27 protein-coding genes and 2 pseudogenes are annotated in these 25,968 nt (G+C 69.4%); 12 read left to right on the top strand and 17 right to left on the bottom strand.

Translation table 11 applies throughout. The features are described from left to right. Window positions 1-1,867: 1,867 nt before the first annotated feature. Window positions 1,868-2,860: an aldo/keto reductase gene (locus AB0L37_RS31460; protein WP_365513018.1), complete on the bottom strand. Its 993-nt coding sequence runs from the start codon at window positions 2,858-2,860 to the stop codon at window positions 1,868-1,870. 123 nt (window positions 2,861-2,983) lie between these two features. Here AB0L37_RS31460 and AB0L37_RS31455 point away from each other — a divergent pair, with 123 nt between their 5' ends. Then, complete coding sequence (locus tag AB0L37_RS31455; protein ID WP_365513015.1) at window positions 2,984-3,622, top strand: TetR family transcriptional regulator; 639 nt, start codon at window positions 2,984-2,986, stop codon at window positions 3,620-3,622. 60 nt (window positions 3,623-3,682) lie between these two features. Here AB0L37_RS31455 and AB0L37_RS31450 read toward each other — a convergent pair whose 3' ends face one another. After that, the gene (locus AB0L37_RS31450; protein WP_365513012.1) at window positions 3,683-3,829 is read right to left on the bottom strand and encodes a hypothetical protein; all 147 of its coding nucleotides are present in this window, start codon (window positions 3,827-3,829) and stop codon (window positions 3,683-3,685) included. A 477-nt stretch (window positions 3,830-4,306) separates the two neighbouring features. On the opposite strand from AB0L37_RS31450, the gene AB0L37_RS31445 reads away from it, so the two are divergent. Beyond that, window positions 4,307-4,576, top strand: coding sequence for a hypothetical protein (locus tag AB0L37_RS31445; protein WP_365513009.1), 270 nt, complete (start codon window positions 4,307-4,309; stop codon window positions 4,574-4,576). Between the two features lie 544 nt (window positions 4,577-5,120). After that, window positions 5,121-5,225, top strand: a pseudogene (locus AB0L37_RS31440) (IS5/IS1182 family transposase); the annotation flags it as partial. A gap of 12 nt (window positions 5,226-5,237) precedes the next feature. On the opposite strand, the gene AB0L37_RS31435 reads toward AB0L37_RS31440, so the two are convergent. The 5 genes from AB0L37_RS31435 to AB0L37_RS31415 all read right to left on the bottom strand — a co-directional run bounded on the left by AB0L37_RS31435 (window position 5,238) and on the right by AB0L37_RS31415 (window position 8,756). Further along, window positions 5,238-5,543: a barstar family protein gene (locus AB0L37_RS31435; protein WP_365513006.1), complete on the bottom strand. Its 306-nt coding sequence runs from the start codon at window positions 5,541-5,543 to the stop codon at window positions 5,238-5,240. A gap of 714 nt (window positions 5,544-6,257) precedes the next feature. After that, window positions 6,258-6,650, bottom strand: coding sequence for a VOC family protein (locus tag AB0L37_RS31430; RefSeq protein ID WP_365513003.1), 393 nt, complete (start codon window positions 6,648-6,650; stop codon window positions 6,258-6,260). 146 nt (window positions 6,651-6,796) lie between these two features. Then, entirely contained in the window at window positions 6,797-7,144 is a 348-nt protein-coding gene (locus AB0L37_RS31425) for a YciI family protein (protein WP_365513000.1), read from the bottom strand. Then, entirely contained in the window at window positions 7,141-8,082 is a 942-nt protein-coding gene (locus AB0L37_RS31420) for a virginiamycin B lyase (RefSeq protein ID WP_365512997.1), read from the bottom strand. The genes AB0L37_RS31425 and AB0L37_RS31420 overlap by 4 nt, the downstream gene beginning before the upstream one ends. Further along, complete coding sequence (locus tag AB0L37_RS31415) at window positions 8,079-8,756, bottom strand: CatB-related O-acetyltransferase (protein WP_365512994.1); 678 nt, start codon at window positions 8,754-8,756, stop codon at window positions 8,079-8,081. The genes AB0L37_RS31420 and AB0L37_RS31415 overlap by 4 nt, the downstream gene beginning before the upstream one ends. A gap of 218 nt (window positions 8,757-8,974) precedes the next feature. On the opposite strand from AB0L37_RS31415, the gene AB0L37_RS31410 reads away from it, so the two are divergent. After that, window positions 8,975-9,952 carry a LysR family transcriptional regulator gene (locus AB0L37_RS31410; RefSeq protein WP_365512991.1) on the top strand — a complete coding sequence of 326 codons (978 nt, stop codon included), beginning with the start codon at window positions 8,975-8,977 and terminating at the stop codon, window positions 9,950-9,952. 342 nt (window positions 9,953-10,294) lie between these two features. Continuing rightward, window positions 10,295-10,520 (top strand): annotated as a pseudogene (locus AB0L37_RS31405) (hypothetical protein); the annotation flags it as partial. A 50-nt stretch (window positions 10,521-10,570) separates the two neighbouring features. On the opposite strand, the gene AB0L37_RS31400 reads toward AB0L37_RS31405, so the two are convergent. Beyond that, on the bottom strand, window positions 10,571-11,140 hold the full coding sequence (locus AB0L37_RS31400; protein ID WP_365512988.1) for a GNAT family N-acetyltransferase: 570 nt from the start codon (window positions 11,138-11,140) through the stop codon (window positions 10,571-10,573). Window positions 11,141-11,406: 266 nt separating this feature from the next. Between AB0L37_RS31400 and AB0L37_RS31395 the strand changes: the two genes are divergently transcribed. Continuing rightward, window positions 11,407-11,823, top strand: a complete 417-nt coding sequence (locus AB0L37_RS31395; protein ID WP_365512985.1) for an ANTAR domain-containing protein — start codon at window positions 11,407-11,409, stop codon at window positions 11,821-11,823. A gap of 26 nt (window positions 11,824-11,849) precedes the next feature. Continuing rightward, window positions 11,850-12,068 (top strand): hypothetical protein, encoded by a 219-nt coding sequence (locus tag AB0L37_RS31390; protein WP_365512982.1) that lies wholly within the window; start codon window positions 11,850-11,852, stop codon window positions 12,066-12,068. A 74-nt stretch (window positions 12,069-12,142) separates the two neighbouring features. On the opposite strand, the gene AB0L37_RS31385 is transcribed toward AB0L37_RS31390, so the two are convergent. The 5 genes from AB0L37_RS31385 to AB0L37_RS31365 all read right to left on the bottom strand — a co-directional run bounded on the left by AB0L37_RS31385 (window position 12,143) and on the right by AB0L37_RS31365 (window position 16,838). Next, entirely contained in the window at window positions 12,143-14,488 is a 2,346-nt protein-coding gene (locus tag AB0L37_RS31385) for a LuxR C-terminal-related transcriptional regulator (protein ID WP_365512979.1), read from the bottom strand. 409 nt (window positions 14,489-14,897) lie between these two features. After that, window positions 14,898-15,143: a helix-turn-helix transcriptional regulator gene (locus tag AB0L37_RS31380; protein WP_365512977.1), complete on the bottom strand. Its 246-nt coding sequence runs from the start codon at window positions 15,141-15,143 to the stop codon at window positions 14,898-14,900. Beyond that, complete coding sequence (locus AB0L37_RS31375; RefSeq protein WP_365512974.1) at window positions 15,143-15,643, bottom strand: DUF2975 domain-containing protein; 501 nt, start codon at window positions 15,641-15,643, stop codon at window positions 15,143-15,145. The genes AB0L37_RS31380 and AB0L37_RS31375 overlap by 1 nt, the downstream gene beginning before the upstream one ends. Before the next feature lie 147 nt (window positions 15,644-15,790). After that, window positions 15,791-16,627, bottom strand: coding sequence for a phytanoyl-CoA dioxygenase family protein (locus tag AB0L37_RS31370; RefSeq protein WP_365512971.1), 837 nt, complete (start codon window positions 16,625-16,627; stop codon window positions 15,791-15,793). 4 nt (window positions 16,628-16,631) lie between these two features. Further along, window positions 16,632-16,838 (bottom strand): hypothetical protein, encoded by a 207-nt coding sequence (locus tag AB0L37_RS31365; RefSeq protein WP_365512968.1) that lies wholly within the window; start codon window positions 16,836-16,838, stop codon window positions 16,632-16,634. 39 nt (window positions 16,839-16,877) lie between these two features. On the opposite strand from AB0L37_RS31365, the gene AB0L37_RS31360 reads away from it, so the two are divergent. Both AB0L37_RS31360 and AB0L37_RS31355 read left to right on the top strand, forming a co-directional pair. After that, window positions 16,878-17,480 carry a CGNR zinc finger domain-containing protein gene (locus AB0L37_RS31360; RefSeq protein ID WP_365512965.1) on the top strand — a complete coding sequence of 201 codons (603 nt, stop codon included), beginning with the start codon at window positions 16,878-16,880 and terminating at the stop codon, window positions 17,478-17,480. A gap of 5 nt (window positions 17,481-17,485) precedes the next feature. After that, window positions 17,486-17,881: an SRPBCC domain-containing protein gene (locus tag AB0L37_RS31355; protein ID WP_365512962.1), complete on the top strand. Its 396-nt coding sequence runs from the start codon at window positions 17,486-17,488 to the stop codon at window positions 17,879-17,881. A 434-nt stretch (window positions 17,882-18,315) separates the two neighbouring features. Here the strand turns inward: AB0L37_RS31355 and AB0L37_RS31350 are convergent, their stop codons facing one another. The 3 genes from AB0L37_RS31350 to AB0L37_RS31340 all read right to left on the bottom strand — a co-directional run bounded on the left by AB0L37_RS31350 (window position 18,316) and on the right by AB0L37_RS31340 (window position 20,373). Continuing rightward, window positions 18,316-18,660, bottom strand: coding sequence for a hypothetical protein (locus AB0L37_RS31350; RefSeq protein WP_365512959.1), 345 nt, complete (start codon window positions 18,658-18,660; stop codon window positions 18,316-18,318). Continuing rightward, the gene (locus tag AB0L37_RS31345; RefSeq protein WP_365512957.1) at window positions 18,657-19,496 is read right to left on the bottom strand and encodes a phytanoyl-CoA dioxygenase family protein; all 840 of its coding nucleotides are present in this window, start codon (window positions 19,494-19,496) and stop codon (window positions 18,657-18,659) included. Before AB0L37_RS31345 ends, AB0L37_RS31350 begins: the two co-directional genes overlap by 4 nt. A gap of 82 nt (window positions 19,497-19,578) precedes the next feature. Beyond that, the gene (locus AB0L37_RS31340) at window positions 19,579-20,373 is read right to left on the bottom strand and encodes a helix-turn-helix transcriptional regulator (RefSeq protein WP_365512954.1); all 795 of its coding nucleotides are present in this window, start codon (window positions 20,371-20,373) and stop codon (window positions 19,579-19,581) included. 68 nt (window positions 20,374-20,441) lie between these two features. On the opposite strand from AB0L37_RS31340, the gene AB0L37_RS31335 reads away from it, so the two are divergent. From AB0L37_RS31335 to AB0L37_RS31325, 3 genes are all read left to right on the top strand, one after another. Further along, window positions 20,442-20,819: a nuclear transport factor 2 family protein gene (locus AB0L37_RS31335; protein WP_365512951.1), complete on the top strand. Its 378-nt coding sequence runs from the start codon at window positions 20,442-20,444 to the stop codon at window positions 20,817-20,819. Window positions 20,820-21,007: 188 nt separating this feature from the next. Further along, complete coding sequence (locus AB0L37_RS31330; protein ID WP_365512948.1) at window positions 21,008-21,742, top strand: D-Ala-D-Ala carboxypeptidase family metallohydrolase; 735 nt, start codon at window positions 21,008-21,010, stop codon at window positions 21,740-21,742. A gap of 247 nt (window positions 21,743-21,989) precedes the next feature. Continuing rightward, a complete protein-coding gene (locus AB0L37_RS31325) occupies window positions 21,990-24,545 on the top strand; it encodes a discoidin domain-containing protein (protein ID WP_365512945.1) in 2,556 nt (851 codons plus the stop codon). A 90-nt stretch (window positions 24,546-24,635) separates the two neighbouring features. Here AB0L37_RS31325 and AB0L37_RS31320 read toward each other — a convergent pair whose 3' ends face one another. Beyond that, window positions 24,636-25,946 carry a glycoside hydrolase family 18 protein gene (locus AB0L37_RS31320; RefSeq protein WP_365513030.1) on the bottom strand — a complete coding sequence of 437 codons (1,311 nt, stop codon included), beginning with the start codon at window positions 25,944-25,946 and terminating at the stop codon, window positions 24,636-24,638. Window positions 25,947-25,968: the final 22 nt, after the last annotated feature.

Here is a 25,968-nt window from a genome sequence, read left to right as displayed (position 1 = left end):
TGGGGGGGCCGGCGCGGTCGCCCGGTGCGGCGGGCCCCCGTGCGTGGCGGGGGGCCCCCCCGCGCCCCCCCCCCGGCCCGGGCGCTGGCAATCGCCGCCTCACATGCTTCTGTGCATTTCCTTCAATGTAACTGGCGCGTGCACCACGCTAGTTAACTCGTGCGCTGATCCAAGTCAACGGTGAGCTGCTTCATCTCTGCTATTCCCAGAGCTAGTTGAGTGTTCGCCTCAACCGAGTCACCGGATGTGCAGGCTGCGAGTCCTGCGCCCAGGTGCCTGAGCATTGAGTTCCAAAGCTTCGGGTTCGGCGGGTACGGAGGAGCCTGCTGAAGAGCCACGACTGCATCCAGCCCGTCGTTGCACGCCTGGATCGTGGCCTGGTCAGTGGTTGCGCCACTGAGATCCGCGAACGCGTGCCCGAGGTCCTCCCAGTGCGGCGACGCTGCTGATGCCCACTCTTCGAGCGCCTCCTGCTGGGGTTGCTCTGTGGGCTCGCTCGTTGATGGGCTCTGCTGCTGGCCTGCCCCCACTGCGTTGGCAGGCACATCCTCGGAGGTGGTGCCCCCGCAGCCAGCCAGCACCAGTGAGGCGCCCACCGCCGCCGCTATGAGTGCCGCCCTCAGTCCATGCCGTCGAGGGCGAACAGAGCTGACCGCAGGGTCGCTTGTTTGGCTGCGCATCGGTACTCACGGCTTCCGAACGCTCAACCGTGCACTCCGCCTCTCCCATCCAGTGTGCACCTCCTGAAGTGAGGCCGCGAGCGTCACACAGATGAGCAACTTCCCGGCGATCCGGAGGATGACAACGGACCGTGCCGCTACGCCCGCGAACAGGTACCACCACGTCCACCGTGGTCGGACTGCCGCCCAGGGAGTCGCTGCGAGAGGGGCACGTACCAGCGGTGCATGGGCGGTCCTTTCGGGGCCCTCGGTCCGCCATGCCGCCCCCTGACTACTCCAGAGCAGCGCGCCCCGCCCCGCGCTCTTTAGCGGAAATCCCCGGCACCACCAAATCCGCCTTCGAGCCGCACTCTCATCCTCGAGCACGGCCCCGACCTCTCTCTATGGCCTCCAGCCCCGGACCCGACCGTCAAGGTCCTCCGCGTTTCCGGATCGCCAGCAGGAGACGGCGCCTGCAGCGGCCCTCGGCCCGCGATCCGGCGCGTACCCCTCGGCGTTAGTCAGTGCCGCCGTCGTGACGTGCAGGGGAAACTCGCCCGGCTACCGCGTCGACCGCCGCGGCCAGCTCCTCAACGCTGAGTTCAATGCGCCGACCGAACGCCGTCCTGGCTCTCCCCAAGGAGCCCGCCGCGTTGTCTACGACCTCGCCGTGGGCGAGCTGTTCCGCGTCTCGCAACTGCTCCCCCTTCTCCGTCGGTCGCCTCGGGCACGCCTCCCGGGGCGACCGAATCTTTCCCTCGTGGCGCGACATGAACGGGCGACACCGGGCCCCGAGTTCGCCCAAGGCAGGCGTGTGCCGCCGGAAAGGACTGGAGATCTGCTTCACACGCATGTCAAGGTACGACCGCTTCAAAAAACCGCAGGTCAAAGAAGCGGAACTTCTGGCTGAGTTCGCCGAGGATGACGAGCTCGATCATCTCGGGGGCCACGGCGAAGTCGGCTGACTCTCGGCGGTCAGCTCCATGTGCTTCCAGACGGCTTCCTCGTTCTCATACAGCTCACGCTGCTAGTAGCTGCCGACGCTGCCCTGGAAGATTTAGTAGTTCAGCACATAGGGCTCCTTCTCCTGAGTCAGAAGCAGGACCTTGTTCACGTATGCCTGGTGCCGCTCCTCCATACCGGACTTGGGGGGCCGGAGCCGCGGTGGATCGCGGGCCCTTACGGCTGTTGCGCCGGGCCGTAGGAGATCAGTTGGTGGTGAAGCTGGACAGAATCGCGGCCGGGAGGCGGCTGCCTGCCGAGCCGTGGGGGAGGATCTCCGCGATGCGGGCCAGGTCGGCGGCCTCCAGGCGGACGTCGGCGGCGCCGGCGTTCTCCTCGAGACGCTTGGTGCTACGGGTGCCCGGGATGGGTACGACGTCCTCGCCCTGCGCGAGCAGCCAGGCCAGCGCGAGCTGGGCCGTGGTGATGTCCAAGGTGTCGGCCAGGTCCTTGAGCTGCTCGATGGCGCGGAGGTTGTAGGTGTAGTTCTCGCCCTGCCAACGCTCGTCATGGCGGCGCATGTCGTCCGCGGCGTACTCACTCGCGGGCTTGACCGCGCCGGTCAAGAAGCCGCGCCCGAGCGGGGAGTAGGGCACCAGGCCGATGCCGAGTTCCCGCAGGACGGGAAGGATCTTCTCCTCCACCTCCCGCTCGAAGATCGAGTACTCGTACTGGAGCACGGAGACCGGGGTGACGGCGTGGGCACGACGGATGTACTGGGGGCCGACGTTGCTCAGACCGAAGTACTTCACCTTGCCCTCGGCGATCAGTTCGCCGACCGTGCCAGCGACCTCCTCGATGGGCATGTCGGGGTCGGAGATGTGCTGGTAGAAGAGATCGATGTGGTCGCTCTGCAGGTAGCGCAGGCTGTTCTCGGCGACCTTGCGGATGTTTTCCGGGCGGCTGTCGAAGCCGGAGCCGAGCGGCTGCGCGGTCATGTCGAAGCCGAACTTGGTGGCGAGGACCACCTCGTCGCGGAAGTCCTTGACCGCCTTGCCCAGGAGGATCTCGTTGCTGCCGGTGCCGGCGCCGTACAGCTCGGCGGTGTCGAAGAAGTCGATCCCGAGTTCGTGGGCACGACGGATGGTCGCGGTGCCCTCGTCGTCGTTCGAGGCTCCATAGGCCATGGACATACCCATGGTCCCGAGTCCGAGCGCCGAGACGCGCAGGCCCTGAGAGCCCAGATTGCGGTGCTGCATGAGTTCACTCCCTCAGTGATTCGCCGACTTGACCCCGAAGTCAAACCGAACCGTTCCGTTTGACTGTACGCTTCGATCGCCCGCTACGCCAAACCAAACGGTTCGGTGCTCTATCCTGGGCCTATGCCCAAGCCCCAGTCCCCCGACTCCGGCCAGACCGCTGCACCCGCGCCCACCGCAGGGGTCGGCGGTGACACCACGCGCGAGCGCATCCTCACCGCCGCCATGGAGGAGTTCTCCCGCCACGGCATCGCCGGCGCCCGGGTGGACCGCATCGCCAAGCTGGCCAGGACCAGCAAGGAACGCGTCTACGCCTACTTCCGGGGCAAAGAGGCGCTCTATACCGCCGTCGCCGCACGGGAGTACGTCGTCATCGCCGAGGCCACCCAGCTGGACCCGTCCGACCTCCCCGGCTACGCGGGCCGCCTGTTCGACTACTTCGCCGCCCGTCCGGACCACCAGCGCCTGATCGCCTGGGGCCGCCTCGAACTGCCGGGCACCACAGTCGTTGCCGACGATCCCGACCAGACGGTGATCACCCGCAAGATCGACCAGCTCCGCCAGGCACAACAGGCCGGACAGCTCGACCCCGCCTGGGACCCGGCCGATGTCCTCGCCCTGGTCAACCAGCTCGCCATGACCTGGGCGTCGCAACCAGAATTCAGCGAGGCCGCCGCCGCATACGCCGCGGACCCCACCACCGCCGCCCGCCGCGCCGCAGTGGTGACCGCTGTCGAGCGGCTCTTCCCTCGAGCGCGCTGAGGTCCCTGAGACCGTCGCGCATCGCGAGTGGCGGGTCGTCGTTTCAGCGTTGCCCGGGTCTCAGTCGTCGTCCAGGACGACGACGTGTTTGCCTGGCGTGGTGCCGGACTCTACGTCGGCCTGAGCGTCACGGACCTGCGCGAACGGCAAGGTCACGCCGAAACTGAGCAGGACGAACTGCCCGTTCGTCAGGCGCTGGACGTACATGACCAGCAGGGTCCTGTTGCGCAGCAGCATGCGGACGTGCGGCCAGATCAGCGAGCGGCTCGCGGCGGGTTTCCGGCGCGGGCCCGCGAGTTGGGGCCCACTGGCCCCGACGCCAGGATCGCGCAGGACACCCTCTCCTCGCAGCCAGTCGGTCTCCTGCCGCAGGAGGACTGGGCCGTGCCGACGAAGTCGAGGCGTCCTTTGTCGGCAGGCGGACACGGCGATGCGTGACGATGATCAGCCCCAGCCAGAGGACCTCCTACAGGACCTCGCTCCGAGCAATCGGCTCCGCCGCCCTGGACGCCGATACCGCAAGGAAGACTGTGAGCACTCTCCCCTGAGCTCTTTCATCCTTTACCTGAGGCACCCCCCTGGCGTCAGCCGCGCCGCTTCCTCGCCACAGCCAGACACAGGCCGCCGGAGGCGATCAGTGCGGCCGCGATCAGCGCGAGCGTGTAACTCCCCTGTTTGCGCCCGGTGTTAGCCAGCTCCGCGGCAGGTGACGACGGCCCCGTCACTGGCCGCCCGGGCGGCTTCATCCCGCTCGGCTGCGGGTGCGGGGTGCTTGAGGAGGACGAAGGTGGCGTGCTCGCGGGCGGTGTCGTGGTCGACGAGGACGGTGTGGCCGAGGGGCTGACCGGGGGCGTCGCAGACTCCGAAGAGGCGGGCGCGGATGCTGAGGACGACGTCGACGGCGTGGGGGTGACGGACGGGGTCTCCTCCATGCCATACCCGGTGTCCCCGTAACCGGAATCCTCACCTCCTGCATCTCCGTAGCCGGTGAGGGGTTCGCCCTGTTCCTGGCCGCCTGTGCCTTCGGAGCCTTCCTGCTGGCTCGTGGCGTCTCCGTAGCCGGCGCCCGGGACCGGAGGCGTGGCGTGGGGGCGGGAGTCGACCGCCTTCTGGGACACGGAACGCGTCGGTGTGTGCGGTGGCGTGATTGCTGCCGCTTGGGTCGCCGCGCATCCGAGGACCAGGGCCGATGTGGCGCCCAGGAGCGCCGTGCGAAGGCAGCGCGGGCCGCCACTCACCCTGCGATTACTGTGATCGTCATACATACCGACCGATCATTCACGCCCCAGCCCCACGTCCGTAGCGGCACGCGGGCCCACTCCCCCAGATTCACTCGGTGGATGGTCAGTCGCCGGTGGTGAGTCATCTTCATCCTGCCCGCGCCGACCATCGTCTGGGGCGTTCTCGCGCAGTAGTCGAGCCTGACCGCCGGTGTGATGCGAGCCTTCGACGCGTTCACGTAGGGCGTCGTCACCGCGGTCATCGCGCTGATGTACGCATCAATCGCTTGAAGCAATGGCGTGGTCTGGCCATGCGCGCGGACAAGCTTGCCCTGGCCTACGAGGCTGCTCGGCACTTGGCAGCCATCCTTATCTGGTCTCGCTCGGCTCGGCGATCAGAGCAGCTCGTGCACGACCAGACGCGACTGCTTTCCCGCGAAGGCGCCTCGCAGCGCCCGGGCCTCACGGTCCCGGGCAGCGAAGACTCCTCTTTTGTCGGCATGTACGACCAGGACGTCATAGCTGTCGATGACCTCGGAGATGCCTCGCGTCTGGATGGTGTCCCGCCAGGCTTCCGTGTTCCGGCCGAACCACTCCGGCAGTCCACAAGGCTCAGCCACGGCGTCCCAGAAGTCGTCGAGCGTCTCGATCGGCCTACCCCGCAGGTCAACCACCAGCTCCGACTCAATCCTCTTCGCCATCACGCCACAGTAATCGGCCCTCTCCCAAGGCGTCAGAACTCTGAAGAGAGGGGCCCTACTAGGTGACGTGACGCGAGGGCTCGCAGTCTTGCCGCCGCCGAGCGGCTGCCATCGTGGTCTCGGGGCCGCACCCTGGTCGTTGGCTAGGGGAAGTCCGGCAGGACCGCCCACTTCACCGCCTGGGTGGCCGAGGGCCGTCACCTCCTCGGGCGCGGCTCCGCCAACAGCGCTCGAGCGCACGACCTTCGATCGGCGCTGCGGCGCTGCTGTGGGCCTCGGCGGAAGGGCTGTCCGAAGGCCGCAGAGGCGAAGGGATCCGCTCGGAGAAGAGCACTTCCGGCCGCCCATGAGTCACCCGCCTCCGCTGGCGATGCTCTGCGGCATTCGCAGGTTGGCTGTGCCAGTCGTCCCAAGAGCGCGCCAGTCCGGGATGAGGCCGTGCACGCTGTACGCCGACGGCCACACCCGTGGCGCATCCCTCGACGGTTCCGGCGGAACCGTCGCTCTCCGAACTGCGCTGACTGACAATCGAGGCTCAAAAACACCTACTCGGCACCAGACGGCCGGGCGACGCCTTCGGCGCAGGCCCGCCGCCCCCTCTGCCCCGCGGGGCGCCCCGTCACCGCCGCACCGACCGCCCGCCGACTCGCAACCTGCGCGCGACCTCGGCGTTGCCGTTCCCGACGGCGAACGACGTGGCCGCCTCCAGGCGGATCAGGAGGAGCTCCAGCCGCCGTACGGCACAGTGATGAGTTCCATGGCGTGGCCCGCCGGGTCCATGAAGTACACGCCGCGGCCGCCGTCGTTGTGGTTGATCGAACCGGGCTGCTTGCGGTGCGGGTCGGCGTAGTGCTCGATGCCGCGTTGTCTGATCTGCGTGTACGCCGCGTCGAACTCCTCCTCGGAGATCAAGAAAGCGTAGTGCTGAGGGCTGATGCTGTCCGCGGGGACGGTGGCGAAGTCCAGCGTGACGCCGTTGCCCAGGCCGACCGCGATGAACGGGCCCCACTCGGCGGTGATCTCAATGCTGAGCAGGTTCGCGAAGAACTCCGCGGACTCCCGGTTGTCGTGGGCGTGGACGATGGTGTGGTTCAACTCGACTGACAAGAAATGCCTCCGAAGGCGCGGTAGTTGATGAGGAGGCAAGAAGGTGCTCGGCCTTGCCTCCGTGGCAGCGGCCCGCACGGGCAGTGGCTGTGACCGGCGCACTCGGCACATGCGCAGGCCGCCATCCGTGGGCGGGACGACGCCGATCAGGCCGATTCGAGGACCGGCCGGAGTTCGAGTGCCTCAGGGGTGGGGAAACCGCGGGCCAGCTCGATGGCCTCGGCGTGATCAGCCACCTCCAGCAGGAACCAGCCGCCGAGGGTTTCCTCGCCTCCGTGCACGGGCCCGTCGGTCACCGAGACGGTTCCGTCCGCCGCCGTGCGCACGGTGACGGGCCCCTGATGCTCGGTGTCGAGGGCATCGCCGCCCGCCAGTTTGCCGGCGGCAGCCAACGTGCCGATCCATGCCTCGTAGAGCGCACGGTGTGCCTCGCGGTCGGCCTTGATCCGGGCGCGCGACGCGTCGGTCTCGAACACGACGAGGGCGTACTTCATGACAGGTGCCTCTTCTCGGTGGGTACGGCAGAGCCGGTGGTTTCCGCAAGGGCGGCGGTCGGGGCGAGGCGTGCCAGTGCACCTGTCTCCAGCGCGGTCCACACCGCGCCGTCCGGGCCCACGGTGATCCCGTGCGGTTCGGAGCCAGGAGTGGGCAGGCCGTAGACAGTGATGACGCCGTCGCCGGTGACGGAGCCGATCCGGTTCGCGCCCCACTCGGTGAACCAGACGGTGCCGTGGGCGTCGGTGGTGAGGGCATGGGGCCGCGACGACCGGTCGGGCAGGGGGTACTCGGTGATCCGCCCATCGGGTGTTCTGCACCCGATCTGGCCGGCCCCGATCTCGGTGAACCAGACCGTGCCGTCCGGGGCCACGGTGATACCTACCGGTGCGGCCCCTTCGGTCGGCAGCTCGTGGACCGTGATGCGCCCGTCCATGGTGATGCGGCCGATGGCTCCCGCCTGGTTCATCGTGAACCACATCGCGTCCTGGTCGGCGGCGAGCCCGGAGGGGAAAGCGCCGGTGCGCGACAGCGGGTATTCGGTGACCGAACCCTGCGGGGTGATCCGGCCGATGCGGTCCGCGGCGGTTTCGGTGAACCACAGTGCGCCGTCCGGCCCCACGGCGATCCCGAAGGGACCGCACCGCGCGGTGGGCAGAGGGAACTCGGTCACCTCACCGGCGGTGGTGATCCGGCCGATCCGGTGCGCGCGGTACTGAGTGAACCACACGGCACCGTCCGGACCGGTGCAGATGACGGAGGGGCCGCTGTCCGGGTCCAGTTGATGATGTATCGGCTCCCGACCTGGCACGAATCGTCCGATCCGGCCACTGTGCACCAAGGTGAACCACAGCGCACTGTCCGGACCCGTGGTGATCGCGTACGGGCCGCCCGCGGGATCGGACACCACGTGCTCCTCGACGGTCCGTTCCGTCATCGGTGCCCCAGTCCTTCGGTGGCGGCGATACGGGCGATGTCCTGTGGCGAACCGGCCATGATGGTGCGGGCGTTGGCGCTCACCACGTCCACGGGCCAGTCCCACCAGGCGGCGCGCAGGAGCTGCTCGACAGCCTGGTCGTCGAAGCGCTGCCTGATCGTTCTGGCCGGGTTCCCGCCCACGATGGTGTACGGCGGCACATCGGCGGTGACGACCGATCCAGCTGCGACCACGGCACCGTCGCCGATCCGTACACCCGGCATCACCGTGGCCCCGTATCCGAACCACACGTCGTTGCCGACCACCGTGTCTCCGCGGCTCGGCATTCCGGTGACGATGTCGAGGGTCTCCTCGGCCCACTGGCCTCCGAACATGGTGAAAGGGAAGGTGGACGTCCCCATCGACGGATGGGCGGCGCCTGCCATCAGGAACCTCGTACCGGTGGCGATCGCACCGTACTTGCCGATGATCAGGCGCTCCGGGCCGTAGGCGTACAGCACATTGCGCTGCACGAAGTCGGTCGCGCCGTCGGGATCGTCGTAATACGTGAAGTCGCCCGCCACCACATGGGTCCCTGCGACGAGCGGTTTGAGGAAGACGACTCGCTCGTGCTCCGGCAGTGGATGGAGCGTGTCCGGATCGGGTGTGCGCACAGAATTGCGGTCAGACGTCACGCGGGAATCTCTTCCTTTGAGTTCCGGGGGGGCAGGCAAGCGGCCGCGCAGGGAGTGGAAGCCCCAGAAGGCGGCTGAACTGGCTCCGTTCCAGCATGCGCAGCCCCAAGCCCGGCAACAACTGCCGATCTTGTTATGGTCGTTAACTCAGAGGTTCACGATCCGGTACCGCCGCACGGCAACCGGCTCGGGACGCCGCGCGGAGGGGCCGGAGCGGGATGGAACTGCGGGAGATAGAGATCTTTCTGACGCTCGCCGAGGAGCTCCACTTCGGCCGCAGCGCCGAACGTCTGAGAGTCTCCCCGGCTCGAGTCAGCCAGGCGATCAAGAAGCAGGAACGTCGCATCGGAGCGCAGCTTTTCGAGCGGACCAGCCGGCACGTACGCATGACAGCCCTCGGCGAAGAGCTGCACCGGAGGCTGAAGCCGGCCTATGAGGACATCCAAGCGGCCATGGCCGAGGTGACGGCCATCGCCCGTCGGCCTCCCGCCACGCTGACCGTGGGGGTGATGGGTGCTCAGATGCATGAGATGCGCTCGGTCCTCGACCACTTCCGGTCCGGGCACCCCGCCGTCGAACTCCGGTTCAAAGAGGTGTTCTTCAGTGACCCGTTCGGAGCGCTGCGGGCCGGTGAGGTCGACATCCTGGCCGCCTGGCTGCCAGTACGCGAGCCGGACCTCACCGTCGGCGTCGTGCTGCGCGAGGAACCGCTTCGCCTGATGGTGGCCGCGGACCATCCGCTCGCCGGGCAGTCGCCGGTGAGCATGGAAGTGCTCGGCGACCATCAGGTGCCGAGCCTGGCCGGTTCTCGTCCCGCCTACTGGGTGAGCGCTGTCCTGCCGCTCTACACACCGGCGGGGCGCCCGATCCGCCGTGGCCCGTCCGTCGGCACCTTCTACGAAGTCCTCGCCCTCGTTGCGACAGGAGAGGTGGTGTGCCCTGTCCCTGACGAGGGCCGGCGCTACTACCCCCAACCCGACATCGCCTTTCTGACCATCCACGATGCACCGCCCGTCCAATGGGGCCTGATCTGGCGCACGGACCGTGCGACCCCACTGGTGCACGCGCTCGCCGAGGCGGCGACGGAACGCGGAGCCCGATGGTGCGGTAGTGCCGGGCCCCACGGCCTGGCAAGCTCCCGTCCCGGTCCCGTCGCTGCACCAGCAGGAGGTACGCCCGAAGTTCCTGGACGATGACCGGACTCTCCTGCTGGCGGCGACCGTCTCGACCGCCCGCATCCGGGCGCCCTCGCGGAAGACCCGCCGCTCATCCGTAGGCCCGTTTCTGGTGACCGCCCTGTGCCGACGGGAGCGGACACGGTCCGCCGAGGCCGGCCGTGGGGTAGCAGACGGCAGGTTGCTCATCCACAAGCCGGCCGGCGCCGCCGCGTCGGCCGGCCTGTCCCTTAGCCGCTGTGCCGGCGAGCGTGTCCCCTGGCCGCACCTGAAGCTTGGTGAAGCGGGAGGTCGTACGGCCCTTGCTGCCCTGGCGCGGCCGACGCCGGCACCCGTCGGGCGGTCCCAGGGAGCGCCGGTGCGGTGCTCCTCGTAGACCGACTCGATGCGGAGGGAAAGCCGGGCTCAGCCACGGATGCCTGGTTCGACGGCCACAGGCGCGGGGCGGTCGTCGGCCGTGATCCGCGGGCGTCGGGCGAGTTCCTGGAGGCCGCTGTCGTCGCGGGCCTGGCCAGCGGGCGTCGATGTCCTGTGCGTCGGTGTGCTGCCCACCCCTGCGGTGGCGTATCTCAGCGGTGCGCTGGGGGCGGCCACGGCAGACACCAGCTTCATTTCCACGAGCGACGCGCCGCGCGCCTCCTAAAACTGCCGCCGCTCCCACTGATCCTTCGTGATCTCGTACCGCACACCCCCGTACTCGGAACCCTCCACTGTCATCATGTCGTCCGGTGTGGGGATGCTCTGTGCGAGCGTCATCCCGAGCTTCTCCATCACCTTGCGCGAAGGGCGGTTCACGGTCATCGTCTCGGCCCACACCATGCGGATCCCCAGCTCGGTGAACCCCTTCGCCACCAACGCATGCGAGACCTCCGTGGCATAGCCACGGCCCCAAGCCGCCTGGCGCAGCCGGTAGCCGAGTTCGGCCTCCTCCCGCGGGCCGCTGCGCAGCGGGCGCAGGCAGAACCAGCCGATGAACGCCCCGCCGTCCCTCTCGTGCGCGGCGAACAGGCCTAGGTCGTGGCCCCAGCGCTCGTAAGCGGCGAGGATGCCCGGGATGACCAGGTCGCGGACCTCCTGCGGCGGCGTCGGAGCGCCGCCGGTCAGGTAGCGCATCACCGCCGGGTCACTGTCCAGCTCGATCAGAAGGTCCGCGTCGGCGGCGGTAAAGGGGCGCAGGGTCAACCGCTCGGACTCCAGGTAGGTGGCCACGTAAAGATCATGGCCATGGCGGGCCTGACGGTCCAGGCGTTTTCCGACCCCGACGGTCACCAGGGGCTGAAGGGGCATGGCACGGCCGCTTTCACATGACAGCCCGTACGGCTGCCGAAACATGGTGAGGACCTTCGGAAGATCGGTGAGTGGGATGCCCGGTTTCCACCAAGGCGCTCTCACTCTTTGTGGCCTGCTGGATAGTCGGGTGCAACAGTGGGCAGGAGCGCCTTAGTCCCCCCACGCGACCCGACGGCGGTTTCTCGATGGCCTTCTTCGCTCTGCACCCGGCGGAGCCGCTGGTGCTGCTCTCACACGAGGATCTTGCGCGCGAGCATGCACGCCTACTCGCCATGGCCGGCCAACTGGAGCAGGCGGTGGCCTCTCACGCGGTCATCGATCAGGCCGTGGGCGCGGTGGCCGCCCTCGGGGGCATAGCCCCGGAGGAAGCGTGGCGGGTCCTGCGGGACGTTTCCCAGCGCACCAACACCAAAGTGCGATTGGTCGCCGAACATGTACTGGACTTCGTTCAGGGAGGCACCCTGTGCGAGCCGGAGCGGGCTGAACTTCAGCGCGCCATCGACCGCTACGCCACACTGCGCCGGCAGGCCCACGCCGCGAGCCCCACATCGGACGATGAAGATTCCGCCCGCACGGTGGTGGGCGACGGCGCTGACAGGTAAGAGCGCGTCTCGGTCTGGGAGATGGCGTGCAACTCTCCCTCGCGATGATCCAGATCGCCATCGCCACGGTGGTCGAGTACCGCCTCGACCCGCGACTCCCCTACGCCTGCCTCGTGCTTCCCGTCTACCCGCTCGCCTACTGGACCATCAACGCCCTCGCCTCGATCACTGCCCAGACCAGAGGGCTCGCCCGCGGCCCGCGCGACAGACGCGTCGTGTGGGACCTGCCCCGCGACACCACCTGAGTCGTGGACCGTCCGCAGCCGGTCCGTGCAGGGTGCCGAAGGCGCGCTCTTCCTGTGGTGCGGCCGGCACCCGGTCACAACTCGCGGCGCAGTGCCGCCAGTTTCACTGCGATCCGGTTCCGCGTCGCGATACCCAGTTTGGCCAGCACCCGCTCCATGTGGGCGTCCACGGTCCGCCGCGAGATGACGAGGCGTTCGGCGATCTCCCGGTTGGACAGGCCCTCGGACGCCAGCGTGGCAACCTCACGCTCGCGCGGCGTCAGCCCTGCATCCCCGTCGGCCCGCGGCTGCGGCACCAGGGAGGGTGCCGCAGGGTCGTCGCACTGGCTGCCCGCCACCTCCACGACCACCGCGGTCGGGGCCTCGGCCCCGGCCCGCGCCAGATCCTGGTACCGCTCGGCGCCCAGCGCGGCCTCGGTGGCGGCGGCCCTCTGGCAGTGGAACTCCTCCATCACCGGGGTCCCGCTCAGCCGCACACCGACCTTCTGCCACAGCGCATCGGAGGCACCGAGCAGCCAAGCGGCCCGCGTGAAACGCTGTGCGTCGGCGGCCAGCCAGGCCAGGCCCTCGACGCAGTAGCCGACGCCGATGACATCGCCGAGATCCGCCTTGATCGGGAGGGCGATGCGCAAGGAGCGGTCGCTCAGCTCGGGGTCACCCTTGGTGAAGTGGGCCATGCCCGCGACCGTATGGAGGAAGCCGCGCAGCCAACCCTCGGTCGAACCGGGCCCGAGCCGGGCCAGGCCCTGGTTCGCGCGCTCCAGGGCCCGGTCCGCCTCGCCCGCCAGGTGGTACTGGTACCCGGCCTGCACGTCGAGCGAGATCAGGCCCGTCAGATCACCCAGGGCGGCCAGGCGCTCCTGCGCGGTGGCGGCCGCTGTCTGAGCCTTGTCGAAGTCGCACAAGAACGTGTAGGCGCACTGCACATACAGCCAGCCGCGGGCTCTGATCAGCGGCTCCCCGATCCGGTCGGCGATGTCGATGCCCGCGTACAGGTCCGGGAGTGCTCCGGCCGGGTCGCCCTGGAAGACCGTGATGAAACCGCCCACCACCAGCGCCCAGGCCCGCTCGGGGGTGTCACCGGGGAACGTCTCGGCCACCTTCTCCTGCCAGTACCGGCCCTCGGTCAGCAGCCCGGAGATCTGCCAGTACCCCCAGAGCGCGCCGGCCAGCCCCGCGCCCTTGCGGGCCGACTCGCGCCGGCCGAGCGCGTGCTCCAGGGCAACGCGGATGTCCGCGTGTTCGCGCCGCAGTTCACGAAAGCGCCGCATCTGGCTGTTGTCGGTGAAATGCCGGTCGAACTCGTCGGCACGCACCACGTAACGGGCCAGGTGCCGGTCGCGCAGGGTCCTGTCCTCACCGCGCTCAAGAAGCCTCTCGGCGCCGTATTCGCGCAGCGTGTCCAGGAGTCGGTAGCGGGTACCGGGACCCGCTGGCTCCTCGCCGTCGGCCGGATCGGTGTCGACGCGCTGCACGACGGACTTGTCGACGAGGTCGATGAGTACCTCCATCACGTCGTCGGCGTCCAGGTCACCGAATCCGCAGACCTCCTCGGCGGCCGGAATGTCGAAGACATCGGCGAACACCGACAGCCGCGCCCACAGCAGCCGTTCCCGCTCGTCGCACAGGTCGTGACTCCAGTCGATGGCCGTACGCAGTGTCTGGTGGCGCGGCACCGCGGTGCGGCGGCCGCCGGTGAGCAGGCGGAAACGGTCCTCCAGACGGTCGATGAGCTGACGCAGCGGCACCGCGCGCAGCCGCACCGTGGCCAGTTCGATGGCAAGCGGCATGCCGTCCAGACGGCGGCACAGGCGCACCACGTCACCGCGGTTCGCGTCGGTGACCTCGAACCCGGGCACCACATCGGCGGCCCGTCGTTCGAAGAGTTCCACGGCCTCGCCGCCGTCGTCGGCGACCTGGAGCGGAGAGACAGGGAAGGTGCACTCGCCGGGAACGTCGAGGGGCTGACGGCTGGTGGCGAGGACCCGGACCCGGTCGGTCTCGCGCAGCAGGATGTCGACCAGCGCGGCGCACGCGTCGATCAGGTGCTCGCAGGTGTCCAGGATGAGGAGCAACTCGGTTTGGACGCTTCGCAAGTGGTCGAGCACGACGTCGAGTTGGGGTCGGATGTCCTGCTCGGGCAGGCCGAGGCAGGCGGCGAGGGTGTGCGGGAGCAGCGCCGCGTCACGGAGTGCGGACAGTTCCACGAGGCATGCCTGCCGCTTCCCGTCGCTCACGAGGTCCTGTGCGCAACGCAGGGCCAGCCGCGTCTTGCCCACTCCCCCGGGCCCGATCACGGTGACGCTGCGCCGGCCCCGCACCGCCGCCCGCAGCCTGCCCGCCTCCCGCTCACGGCCGACGAACTCCGTGATGTCCCGGGGCAGTTCTCCGGGACGCCTGCGAACCATGCCGAGCGTCATACGGCGCACGATCGCGCACGGAAGCCCGCCTTGGGCCCAGTTTCCAGAAAATCTCACCGCGGGCACAATGCGACTGCTCTCCCACCGCCCACGCACCCCGAACCTGGCACTACGTATCCGCCGACGGCGGCCGTCCTCATGGCAGAGCCTGGGTGAAGTGCGCGGCGCAACTGCCCATATGAGGGAGCAGTCTCCGCGGGGCGCGGCCGTCGACGAGCGCGTCGTACGTGCCGCCCCGGCGTGAATGAGCCGCTGCCGGGTCTGTTGAAGCCTCCGCCACGGCCGTGACCTCCACCGCCCGGAACAGCACACCGCCCCTCATTGCCTGAAGCAGCGGATCGCCGCGTCCTCGACGGCGCGCCCGTGTGCGCGGGGCGCCACCGCGGCGGCGGGCTGACCACCACTCCTTCTACACCGGTGCGCCCTGGTCGAAGACGCGTTCCTGCTCGTCCGCAGGGGCCCACCGCAGCAGGTCCCCCGGCTGGCAGTCGAGTACCTCGCAGAGCGCGGCAAGCGTAGAGAAGCGCACCGCCTTGGCCCGGTTGTTCTTGAGGACGGCCAAGTTGGCCGCGGTGATCCCGACACGTTGGGCGAGCTCGCCCACTGACATCTTTCGCTTGGCGAGCATCACATCGATGTCAACGATGATCGGCATCAGATGACCTCGTTGAGTTCGGCCTGCATGTGCGCCGCCTCCCTGTCGCGGGCGACAGCCTGGGCGAGCACCATGCGCAGCACGAGCACGACGAGCGCGACCCCCAGCGCGGCGAGGCCGACGCCACCGATCAGGAGAACCACGCCTGGCGCGACGGCCTCGCCGGGCGCCAGGACGAATCCGAGCGTCCACGACAGGAGCGCCGCCGCGGCGAACGCGCCGGTCACGATGTCGACCTGCCGGAAGGCGGCAGGCGAGACCACCGTGCCGCGGCGGACCTTGGTGACGAGCTGCCAGACACAGACGAGGACGATCTCGGCGCACACGATCCCGAGCAGGAGGATCAGCAGGATCGGCACCCGCGGCAGGTTTGCCGCATCCCCGTCGAGACCGTTCAGGTCATGCCCGAACAGCGGCACCATCACTGTCTGCACCACCACCGAGCCGGCAAGCAGTGCCACGATCACGGCCCGTAGTGCGAGCATCGTCAACTTCCCCATGAGCTTCCCTTCTATCGAAATTCGATAGTAAACCATCGTTCTTCGATAGAAGCGTTCGCGTCGCGGATGCCCGAAACGCGGGATCGATGCGGACAGCACCGCGGGCCTCAGAGCAGGGCAGAGAGCGAACCGCCGCTCCCCCCGGCCTCAGAGCGGCCCTCTCCCGCCTCCCCTTTCGACCCGAGTCGCCCTTCCGGACCGCTTGTCATCACCGACCACGTGTCCCAGGCCCTGGCGGATCGCTGCTTCCACGGGTGAGTACGCGCCGTCCGCTCGCTCCAGTTCGTACGGTGCGGCCGGCATCAGCGGCGGCTGCGCCATGAAACGCGGCCGCAGCCCATGGTGCGGTTGCGCCGCGTGCACCAGGAACGGGTGACACAGGAAGACGTCGCCCGGGGACCCGGTAGCCAGGGCGACGGGCCGGTGCTCAGACGCGGCCACGAGATCGGGGGCGAGCGTCAGCCCGCTCGCCCCGTCCTCCCCGTACTTCTCCAGCACCTTGGGTACATCCAGGTGTGAGCCGACTCGGATCCGGGTCGGGGCGTCCGCGTCACCGACCTCGCTGAACAGGAACAGCATCAGCAGCGCCCGGCCCCGGGAACGCAGATTCGTGAAGTACCAGCTCTCGCCTTCCGGCAGGTAGCTCCCCTCGATGTGCCAGCCCGCGTCGTCCGGTTCCTCCTCGTGCGGGAAGCGCAGCGGGAACGTGCCCAGCGAGTAGCGCGGCTCCCAGCGTCCTTCTCCGGCGAGCAGGTCATAAGCCCGGTGCAGGGCGGGCGAGTTGGGCGCGGCGGCGAACGGCCCCTGCGCCATGCCGGCCACCCAGTGCACGGGCTGTTTCCACGTCGACGGGTCGTCCGGGGCGCAGCCCGTCTCCCGCCAGAGCAGCCGCGCGCAGTCCGCGGCCACGCGCGGCGCGACAGCGCCTTCCAGCTTCACGAAGCCGTCGCGGAGGAAACGGGATACCAAGGTCGTGTCTTCCATGCCCTCAGCGTGCGGCGAAACCGCCCCGGTCACCCGACATCCACCGCACCGCTTTTGTCGGGCGATCACTACAGCGCGACGGCACATCTGAGGCGTGGTCGAGGCGCAGGCGGTTCGTGTCCGCCTTGCCTTCGGGCGCGTCCTGGAAGCGCAGACGCCGGCCGCGGCCGACGCCGCTGATTTCGTCGAACGGGTTGATGTCGATGGCCAACTTCCCACCCGACGCCATGTAACCCGTTATATTGGTTACATGGATTCCTCGGCATCGAAAGGGCTCACGCTGCGCTCTCATACCGGCGTGGCCTACCGATTCGACCCCGGCGCACTGTGCCTGGAACTGCTGACCACCGGCGGCCCCGGCCCCTACCGTCGGTACGAGGTCCTGCACGAGCCTGCCGACCTGGCCGCGTGGGCGGGCCGATCGCGGCTCACCCCGACAGCCGCACTGGATATCTCCGCAGCCGAGGTGGCCGACGCGCGCAGGCTCCGCGACGCACTGTTTCGCGCGGTCATCGCCCACACGCACGGCGAGCCATACCCGCCTGGAGACCTGGAGACCATCAACGAGGCAGCCGCCCGTCCGGCCCTGGCCCCCGCCATCACACCGGCCGGGAAGCGGCAGTGGGCCGGGGCTCCCAGTGGCGCGCACCTGATGGCCACCGTCGCCCGGGACGCCGTCGAGCTGCTGACCGGCCCCTTCGCCCACCGCATCCGTACCTGCGCCGCCGAGGACTGCCACCTCATCTACGTCGACACCTCACGGCCCGGTCGGCGCCGCTGGTGCTCCATGGAGCACTGCGGCAACCGCAACAAGGTCAGGGCGCTGCGCGCCCGCCATTCCGAGGAAGGATGACCGCCATGCCCACAGGACTCACCCAGGACGCCGGCTGGCAGATCGGCGTGTCCCGCACGCTGCCCCACGCCACACCCATCGTCTGGGACTTCGTCAGCAGTCCCGAAGGGCTCGCCCTCTGGCTCGGCCCCGGCACGGCCCTCTCCCCCGAACGCGGCACCTCCTACCGGACGACCGACGGAGTGACAGGTGAGGTGCGCGGCTACCACTGCGGGAAGAAGATTCGCGTCACCCACGGCACCACCACGATCCAGGTCGCTCTCACCCCCGCCGCCGACGGGACCCGGACGATGCTCCGCTTCCACCAGGAGCACCTGGCAAGCGCCGAGGAGCGCGAACGGCGACGGGCGCACTGGCAGCGCGTCATGGACCAGGTCGCCATCGCCCTCGCCCGAAGCTGACGACGACGTGTGACACCTGACCGGAGACGGACGCGCCGCCAGCCGTCGTCGACCGCGCAGGGGGCGTGCCCTGATTCGCCCGCCCATGCCGCTCGACCTACGCGGCGGGGCGGGCGGCGGTCGGTCGGTCGGCGACGTGAACACCGCCTGCCGCGAAAGCATCTGTCGGCCCGTCACTGTTGGACCACTGCTGGAGCCCAGCAAACAGGGAAGCGCGTGCTTCTCGCCGGTGTCGGCGCCATGTCGCCGACACCGGTGACCCGGCCTTGGGCGTGCCGCCGTACTCGCAACGGTGGTTCAGCGGAATGGTCGGCTCAGTCACTCGTCTGTCGCTCAGCCCTGTACGAGCAGCGATCCAAGCGCCCCACGGTCACACTTGCGGTCGCCCTAACTGGACCCGGAGCCGATGGTCCGTGCGTCTACCGGGCGAAGGGTCACGACCTCGCCTCCGCCACGGACGCCGGGTCCGCCGTGGCCGCCATGTCCACGAGGCGCTCGAAGAAGAACTCGTGCTTGAGGAAGGAGACGTCGTACTCGTGGCCCGGGGCCGGCGGGATGAGCTGCGAGGCCTGGATCAGCCGCCAGCCGTCGAGGAGGGCGGCGACGCCGGTCTCGTAGGGCGGCTCGTCGCTGTCGCCCGTGGTCGGGGTGGTGCGGCCGGTCCCGTCGTACCGGGCCCAGCCGACGACGGGGGAGTCCAGGGCGGACGTCGACAGGTAGAGGACGAGCACCTGCTGACGCGGCGTCATGAGGGCGGGGTTGTTCATGGCGGCGCTCATGCGGCGGGCTCCTGCGGGCGGTTGGCGACCCTGGTCACCCAGTGGTCGAGGTCGAAGGTGTCGTCGCCCGTCAGCGCGCGCCACAGCAGGACGCGGTTGTAGCGTTCCAGGCGGCCGGCGGCCTGCTCGTACCACGGGAAGTGCGCGTCGAGTTCGTGGCGCACCCGTGGGTCGTCGAGGTCCGTGGTGTCCCACAGGAGCCGCTGGCGGACCCGCGGGTTGAACCGGACCTTGAACATGTAGCGGACGACGTCGCTGTCGTTGCGGCGGCCGCCGTGCCAGATGCCGTGGTGCAGAAACACCACGGTGCCGGCCGGGCAGACGAGGCGGTCCTGGCCGCGCAGGTTCTGGTAGCGGCCGGTGTCGGTCTCGTTGATGCGCCGCAGATGGCTGCCGGGCACGCTGAGCGTGCCGCCCATCTCCAGGGTGACGTCCTGCGGGTAGTACATGAGCTGCACGTCGAACGCGTCAGGACGTACGTCGATGATGGCGTCGGCGTGCAGCGGCTGGGCCTCGCCGCCGCGGGGCTCGCGGATGTGCACGGCGTGGTGGTCGATCGCCGGCTCCGGGCCGACCAGGCTGTGCAACGCGCCTGCCACCTGCGGGAGTTCAAGGAGTCGGGCGGCGAACGAGCCCGGGTCGTACGCCTTGGAGAGCGGAGTTCCGTACGGCACGTCGGGTACGCCGTCGGCCAGGCCGCCCAGCGCCTCGGCGTTCATCCCTGGCGGCACCACCGCGTCCAGGCGCAGGGCGCCGCGGGCCACGAAGCGGGCCATCTGCACCGAACTCAGCAGGTGCTCACCCGGCCCCGGGGCGTTCTTCGCTGTTTCTTCCATGACCGTCACGCTAGAAGCGACGCCGAAGGAACGCGTGGGCCGTGTTCACCTTCTGCTGGTCAATTCTCACCATCAGGTCGGGTCAGGGCAGGTCGGCCGCACGGACCGCGCGCGGGGACCTCCCCAGTTCACGGCGGCACGCCTTGTTGAACGCCTGGAGGTCCGGGATGCCCACGGACGCGGCGACGGCGGGGATGGACAGTGTGCTGGCCCGCAGCAAGTGGCGGGCCTGCGCCATCCTGCGCGCCCGGATGTAGCCGATCACGGTCTCCCCCATGGCCGCCCGGAAGAGCCGGGTCAGATGGTTGTGCGAGACACCGGCCGCCCGCGCGATCTCCGGGACGGTGAGGGGCACGGCGAGATGTTCCTCGATGAACGCGACGGCCACCGCCACCGCCGCATGCGTGGCCGGCGCGGCACCGCCCTGGGCCGGCGCCAGCTCGGCCACCCGCCACAGCGCGGCCCACACCTCGGCCACCGCCCGCCCCGGGGTGCTCGACCAGGCGGCCAGGGCCTGTCTCAACTGGCCGTCGAGCAGGGCGACTTGGCGGCCCGCATGCTGCACGGCCGGCACCTCACGGGGCCGCCCGGACGACCCGAGGCGCAGATGCACGTAAAGGTGCTCGGAGCGGCCCCGGTAGCGGTAGCGGACCGGCGTGCCCGGCGGCACCAGGCTGACGCTGCCGGGGCGGATCTCGTACGCGACACCGTCGACGGTGAGCTCGGCCTCGTAGTCGTACAGGTGGAACTGCCACAGGTCCGGCAGCTGGAAGTCGTCGACGTGTCCGGCCGGGCCGTGGATGCCGACGCCGATCGCGGCGGGGGCCGGCGGCTCGTCGAGCGGAACGAGCACGAGGGAGGAGGGCGGCGAGCTCATCCGGCAATGATCCCGAATGATCCCGCTCGCGGGACAGGCACCCGCGCGACGGCTGGTATTACTGGGGTATGCAGGAAGAGACGGCACGCTCCGCGATCGACACGTTCATCTCCGCGTTCAACGCCTCGGACGACAGCTATGTCACCGCCTTGCTGTCACAGGCCCTGACCACGGACGTCGTCTTCTGGGGGCCGTTGGGCCGCAGCGAGGGGATCGCGGCGGTCGAGCGGTTCGTGCTGGACATCCGGCACCACCCCGCGGGGGCCGGCACGATGGTGCGCTGCTCCGCGGTGGACATGCCTGACGAATGGGCCCGGTACCAGTGGGTCTTCACCACGCCTGACGGCGGCCCCCGCCTGACGGGCACGGACGTCGTGCATCTGCGACGCAGCCTCATCGACCAAGTCATCGTGTTCGCCGGGGAGATCAAGCCGTCCGGCTCCTGAGGAGTCCCTGCCCGCGAGCGTGGCGGGGGTGCCGGCGCCGCGGTGGAGGCGGTGGTGAACGCGACACCGGGTACAGCCTGCCGGGCACGCCCCGCAGGCCCTATTGACGCGCGTAGCGGCAGTCGGACACTGTCGATGCTCGACTCTTCGTTCCCTCCTTCGCTCCCCTTCTCCCGTCAGGAGTCATCGTGCTCAGACGTCACCTTCGCGCACTGCTCACGCTTGTCATGCTCGCCTCACTGACGACGATCGGCGCCGCGGCCACCACCGGAACCGCGCACGCCGACACCTGCTACACGTGGAACCGGACCCTCAGCGAGGGCACCAGCGGTGAGGACGTGCGGCAGTTGCAGATCCGGGTCGCCGGATACCCGGGGTACGGCGGAGTGCTCGCCGTCGACGGCGAGTTCGGGCCGGGCACCAAGGCCGCGGTCACCCGCTTCCAGCAGGCGTACGGGCTGGCCGCCGACGGCATCGCCGGCGCCCAGACGTTCAGCAAGATCTACGCCCTGCAGGACAGCGACTGCACTCCGGCCCACTTCACGTACGCCGAGATGAACCGCTGCAACTCCGACTGGTCGGGCGGCGCCGTGTCCGCCGCCGCCGCGAAGGCCAACGCGCTCCAGCAGATGTGGAAGCTGGAGGCCCTGCGGCACGCCCTCGGCGACCGCGCCCTCACCACCAGCAGCGGCTTCCGCTCCTACTCCTGCAACAACGCGGTCGGCGGCGCCTCCAACAGCAACCACCTCTACGGCCGCGCCATCGACCTCGTGGGCACCCCGACCTTCTGCGAGATCGTCAAGCAGGCCCGCTCGCACGGCTTCAACGAAATCCTCGGCCCGGGCTACCCCGGCCACAGCGACCACGCCCACCTCGGCAGCCAGAGCTCGCGCTACTGGTCGGCCTCCTCCTGCGGCATCTGACGTCGCAGCGCTCGCACCGGCGCCTCCATTTCCTGACAGCACTCAAGTGAACGCCGCCGCACCGTTCGCAACATCAGAGCAGGTGGGCGGGGTGCAGGGGCCGGTGCGGGCGATCTCTTCGTTCGGGTTGTGAAAAGAAGTAGCTCCCGGGGTCTTGCCGAACAATTACCTCAACTCTTAAATCAAAGCTCGAACTAAGCAGCTTCATACGGCAGTTCCCCCCTCACCCCCGCACGGAGTGACACGCATGAGACACAGATCGCTGGGGATAGCGCTCGCCACGGCGGCGGCGCTGCTGACCATCCCCGCCCAGACCTCGACGGCCACCGCCGCGGCCGCCGAGACGCCGCTCTCCCAGGGCAGGACCGCCACGGCCTCCTCCACCGAGAACGGCGGCACGCCCGCCGCGTACGCCGTCGACGGCGACACCGGCACCCGCTGGTCGTCCGCCGCCACGGACACCCAGTGGCTCCAGGTCGACCTCGGCGGATCGGCGACGGTCAGCAAGGTCGTCCTGAACTGGGAGGCCGCGTACGCGAAGGACTACAAGATCCAGGTCTCCGACAACGGGAGCACCTGGTCCGACCTCAAGTCCGTCACCGGTTCCGACGGCGGCACCGACACCCTCGACGTCTCCGGCCAGGGCCGGTACGTGCGCATGTACGGCGTCACCCGCGCCACGCCGTACGGCTACTCCCTCTGGGAGTTCCAGGTGTTCGGCACCTCCGGGAGCACTCCCCCGGCCGACGGCTGCTCGACGACGAACGCCGCCAAGGGCCGCACGGCGACCGCGTCGTCCACGGAGAACGCCGGCACCCCGGCCTCCGCGGCGTTCGACGGCGACACCGCGACCCGCTGGTCAAGCGCCGCGTCCGACCCGCAGTGGGTGCAGGTCGACCTCGGCTCCGCGCAGAGCATCTGCAAGGTGGACCTCAACTGGGAGGCCGCGTACGCCAAGGCCTTCAAGATCCAGGCCTCGGCCGACGGCCAGAGCTGGACGACCCTGAAGGACGTCACGGGCGCCACCGGCGGCACCACCTCCTACGACGTCAGCGGATCGGGCCGCTACCTGCGGATCTACGGGACCACGCGGGCGACGACCTACGGCTACTCGCTGTGGGAGGTCGCGGTGCACACCGGTTCCGGCGGCTCCGTCCCGCCCGTCGAGGGCGGCGGCGACCTCGGTCCGAACGTCATCGTCGTGGACCCCAACACCGCGAATCTGCAAGCCAAGTTCGACCAGGTCTTCGCCCAGCAGGAGTCGAACCAGTTCGGCTCGCAGCGCTACCAGTTCCTGCTGAAGCCGGGCACGTACAACAACATCAACGCCCAACTCGGCTTCTACACCTCGATCTCCGGGCTCGGGCTCAACCCCGACGACACGAAGATCAACGGTGACGTCACGGTCGACGCGGGCTGGTTCAACGGCAACGCCACGCAGAACTTCTGGCGCTCCGCCGAGAACCTCTCGCTCAACCCGGTCAACGGCACCGACCGCTGGGCCGTCGCGCAGGCCGCGCCGTTCCGCCGTATCCATGTCACGGGCGGTCTCAACCTGGCGCCCAATGGCTACGGCTGGGCCTCGGGCGGCTATATCGCCGACTCGAAGATCGACGGCACGGTCGGCCCGTACTCGCAGCAGCAGTGGTACACCCGGGACAGTTCGGTGGGCGGCTGGACCAACGGCGTGTGGAACATGACGTTCACCGGGGTGCAGGGCGCCCCGGCGACCAACTTCGACACCGGCCCGTACACCACGCTCGACACGACGCCGGTCTCCCGCGAGAAGCCGTTCCTGTACCTGGACGGCAGCGACTACAAGGTGTTCGTGCCCGCCAAGCGCACGAACGCGCGCGGCGTGTCCTGGCCCGCCAACGCGGGGACGTCCCTCCCGCTGAGCCAGTTCTATGTCGTCAAGCCCGGCGCGACCTCGGCCACCATCAACCAGGCGCTCTCGCAGGGCCTCAACCTGCTGTTCACCCCCGGCGTGTACCACCTCGACCAGACGATCGAGGTCAACCGCGCGAACACCGTGGTGCTCGGGCTCGGTCTCGCGACGATCGTCCCGGACAACGGCATCGACGCGATGCACGTCGCCGATGTCGACGGCGTGAAGCTCGCCGGGTTCCTGATCGACGCGGGCGCCAAGAAGTCGGACACGCTGCTGCAAATCGGCGGTTCCGGCGCGAGCGCCGACCACGCCGCGAACCCGACCTCCATGCAGGACGTGTTCGTCCGGATCGGCGGCGCGGGCCCCGGCCTCGCCACCAACTCCGTGGTCGTCAACAGCGACGACGTGATCGTCGACCACACCTGGATCTGGCGCGCCGACCACGGTGACGGCGTCGGCTGGGAGACCAACCGCGCCGACTACGGGCTCGTCGTCAACGGCGACGACGTCCTGACCACCGGCCTGTTCGTCGAGCACTTCAACAAGTACGACGTGCTCTGGAACGGCGAGCGCGGCCGCACGATCTTCTTCCAGAACGAGAAGGCGTACGACGCGCCGAACGCCGCCGCCATCACCCATGACGGCATCGTCGGCTACGCCGCCTACAAGGTCGCCGACAGCGTCAACACGCACGAGGCGTGGGGGCTCGGCAGCTACTGCAACTACACCTCCGACCCGAGCATCGTGCAGCACCACGGCTTCCAGGTCCCGGTGAAATCGGGCGTGAAGCTGCACGACATCCAGGTCATCTCGCTCGGCGGCAAGGGGCAGTACGCCCACGTCGTGAACGACACCGGCGCCCCGACCTCCGGCACCGACACCGTCCCGTCCAAGATCACGTCGTTCCCGTGATCCGGATCCCGCTCCACTGAACGCCCGTGCGGGGCGGCTCCGTCAGGGCCGCCCCGCACGCTTGTCCGAGAGCCCGCTGCGGGGCCCGCCTCAGTGGCCGAGGGCGCGATCGACCGTCCGCACCAGTTCCCCGTCGGGGGTGTCGCCGTCCAGCGACCAGAACATCGCGCCGCCGAGCCCCTTCGCCCGTACGTAGCGCGACTTCCGGGCGAGGACCTGCGGATCGTCGTACGTCCACAGGGTCGTGCCGTCGAAGAGCCAGGCGTGGCCGGCGCGACGGTCGCGGTGGAGGGTGTACGTGCCCGAGCCCGCCAGCGCCTTCAGCTCCTTGTAGTCCGCGTAGCCGTCGGCCCACTTCGCCGGGGCGGGGGCGGTCGCGGGCTGTCCGAGGCCGTCGCCGCCACCGCTGACGCCGGTCCAGCCCTGCCCGTAGAACGGCATGCCGACGACGAGCTTGCGGGCCGGGGCGCCCCGCCGCAGCCACGCGTCCACCGTGCCGTCGACGCTGAAGTCGTCGCGGGCGAACAGTGCGGACTGCTGGGCGGTGGTCTTCTCGCCGCTGACGTGGAAGTCGTAGCCCTGGAGGTTGACGAAGTCGAAGTCCTTCATGATCCTGCGGACCTCGAACCCCGCGTCGATCTTCGCGGGGGCCGTCGGGACGAACGCGGAGAGCTCGTAGCGCTGGTGCCGGGTACGACCGTAGTCGTCGAGCTGGCGGCGGAACTCCCCCACCAGAGCGGTGAAGTTCTGCTTGTCCTCCGGGCGGTACACGGTGTCGCTCTCGCCCTCGGAGCCGGGCCACTCCCAGTCCAGGTCCACGCCGTCGAAGACACCGGCCGCGGCGCCCGGGCCGCCGCGGGCCCCGTCCCGCGGCAGGTTGCCCTTGATGTAGAGGTCGAGGCAGGAGGCCACAAGGGCCTTGCGGGCGGCGGGAGTTCGCACCGAGTCCGAGAAGTGCGTGGACCAGGACCAGCCGCCCAGCGAGATCATCACCTTGAGGCCGGGGTGGGCGGCCTTCAGCTCACGCAGCTGGTTGAAGTTGCCCGCGAGGGGCTGGGTGTCGGTGTCCGCGACGCCGTCCACGGAGTTCTCGGCGTCGAGCGGCCGCTGGTAGTCGGCCCAGGGGTCGGACTCGCCGGCGACGTTGCCCATGAGGCATTTTCCGTCGGGCCCGATGTTGCCGAAGGCGTAGTTGACGTGGGTCAGCCGGGCGGCGGCGCCGCTGCGGTCCAGGTCCTGGACCTGGAAGTCGCGCCCGTAGACGCCCCATTGGGTGAAGTAGCCGACCCGGCGCGGGGACTCGTCGGGCCCGCCGTGGGCGGAGGCGGCCGGCGCGAGCGCGCCGAGGAGGGAGAGCGACGTGACGGCGACGGCAGCCCGGGACAGAAGTCTTCGGCGCAGGCGTGAACGCATGGCGGGGCTC

Origin of the sequence: Streptomyces sp. NPDC052225 (genome assembly GCF_040679615.1) — a bacterium.
GTDB lineage: Bacteria > Actinomycetota > Actinomycetes > Streptomycetales > Streptomycetaceae > Streptomyces.
Note: the sequence above shows the minus strand (reverse complement) of the source record. Positions and strands in the feature narration are given on the sequence as shown.

Bases quoted from the DNA above. Each gene is read 5' to 3' on its own strand.
- AB0L37_RS31410 (WP_365512991.1), top strand. From the start codon at position 8,975: ATGGAACTGCGGGAGATAGAGATCTTTCTGACGCTCGCCGAGGAGCTC.
- AB0L37_RS31370 (WP_365512971.1), bottom strand. From the start codon at position 16,627: ATGGAAGACACGACCTTGGTATCCCGTTTCCTCCGCGACGGCTTCGTG.
- AB0L37_RS31435 (WP_365513006.1), bottom strand. From the start codon at position 5,543: ATGGCGAAGAGGATTGAGTCGGAGCTGGTGGTTGACCTGCGGGGTAGG.
- AB0L37_RS31425 (WP_365513000.1), bottom strand. From the start codon at position 7,144: ATGAAGTACGCCCTCGTCGTGTTCGAGACCGACGCGTCGCGCGCCCGG.
- AB0L37_RS31380 (WP_365512977.1), bottom strand. From the start codon at position 15,143: ATGCCGATCATCGTTGACATCGATGTGATGCTCGCCAAGCGAAAGATG.
- AB0L37_RS31360 (WP_365512965.1), top strand. From the start codon at position 16,878: ATGGATTCCTCGGCATCGAAAGGGCTCACGCTGCGCTCTCATACCGGC.
- AB0L37_RS31335 (WP_365512951.1), top strand. From the start codon at position 20,442: ATGCAGGAAGAGACGGCACGCTCCGCGATCGACACGTTCATCTCCGCG.
- AB0L37_RS31385 (WP_365512979.1), bottom strand. From the start codon at position 14,488: ATGACGCTCGGCATGGTTCGCAGGCGTCCCGGAGAACTGCCCCGGGAC.
- AB0L37_RS31345 (WP_365512957.1), bottom strand. From the start codon at position 19,496: ATGGAAGAAACAGCGAAGAACGCCCCGGGGCCGGGTGAGCACCTGCTG.
- AB0L37_RS31375 (WP_365512974.1), bottom strand. From the start codon at position 15,643: ATGGGGAAGTTGACGATGCTCGCACTACGGGCCGTGATCGTGGCACTG.
- AB0L37_RS31420 (WP_365512997.1), bottom strand. From the start codon at position 8,082: ATGACGGAACGGACCGTCGAGGAGCACGTGGTGTCCGATCCCGCGGGC.
- AB0L37_RS31355 (WP_365512962.1), top strand. From the start codon at position 17,486: ATGCCCACAGGACTCACCCAGGACGCCGGCTGGCAGATCGGCGTGTCC.
- AB0L37_RS31395 (WP_365512985.1), top strand. From the start codon at position 11,407: ATGGCCTTCTTCGCTCTGCACCCGGCGGAGCCGCTGGTGCTGCTCTCA.
- AB0L37_RS31450 (WP_365513012.1), bottom strand. From the start codon at position 3,829: ATGTACGTCCAGCGCCTGACGAACGGGCAGTTCGTCCTGCTCAGTTTC.
- AB0L37_RS31455 (WP_365513015.1), top strand. From the start codon at position 2,984: ATGCCCAAGCCCCAGTCCCCCGACTCCGGCCAGACCGCTGCACCCGCG.
- AB0L37_RS31340 (WP_365512954.1), bottom strand. From the start codon at position 20,373: ATGAGCTCGCCGCCCTCCTCCCTCGTGCTCGTTCCGCTCGACGAGCCG.
- AB0L37_RS31460 (WP_365513018.1), bottom strand. From the start codon at position 2,860: ATGCAGCACCGCAATCTGGGCTCTCAGGGCCTGCGCGTCTCGGCGCTC.
- AB0L37_RS31325 (WP_365512945.1), top strand. From the start codon at position 21,990: ATGAGACACAGATCGCTGGGGATAGCGCTCGCCACGGCGGCGGCGCTG.
- AB0L37_RS31350 (WP_365512959.1), bottom strand. From the start codon at position 18,660: ATGAGCGCCGCCATGAACAACCCCGCCCTCATGACGCCGCGTCAGCAG.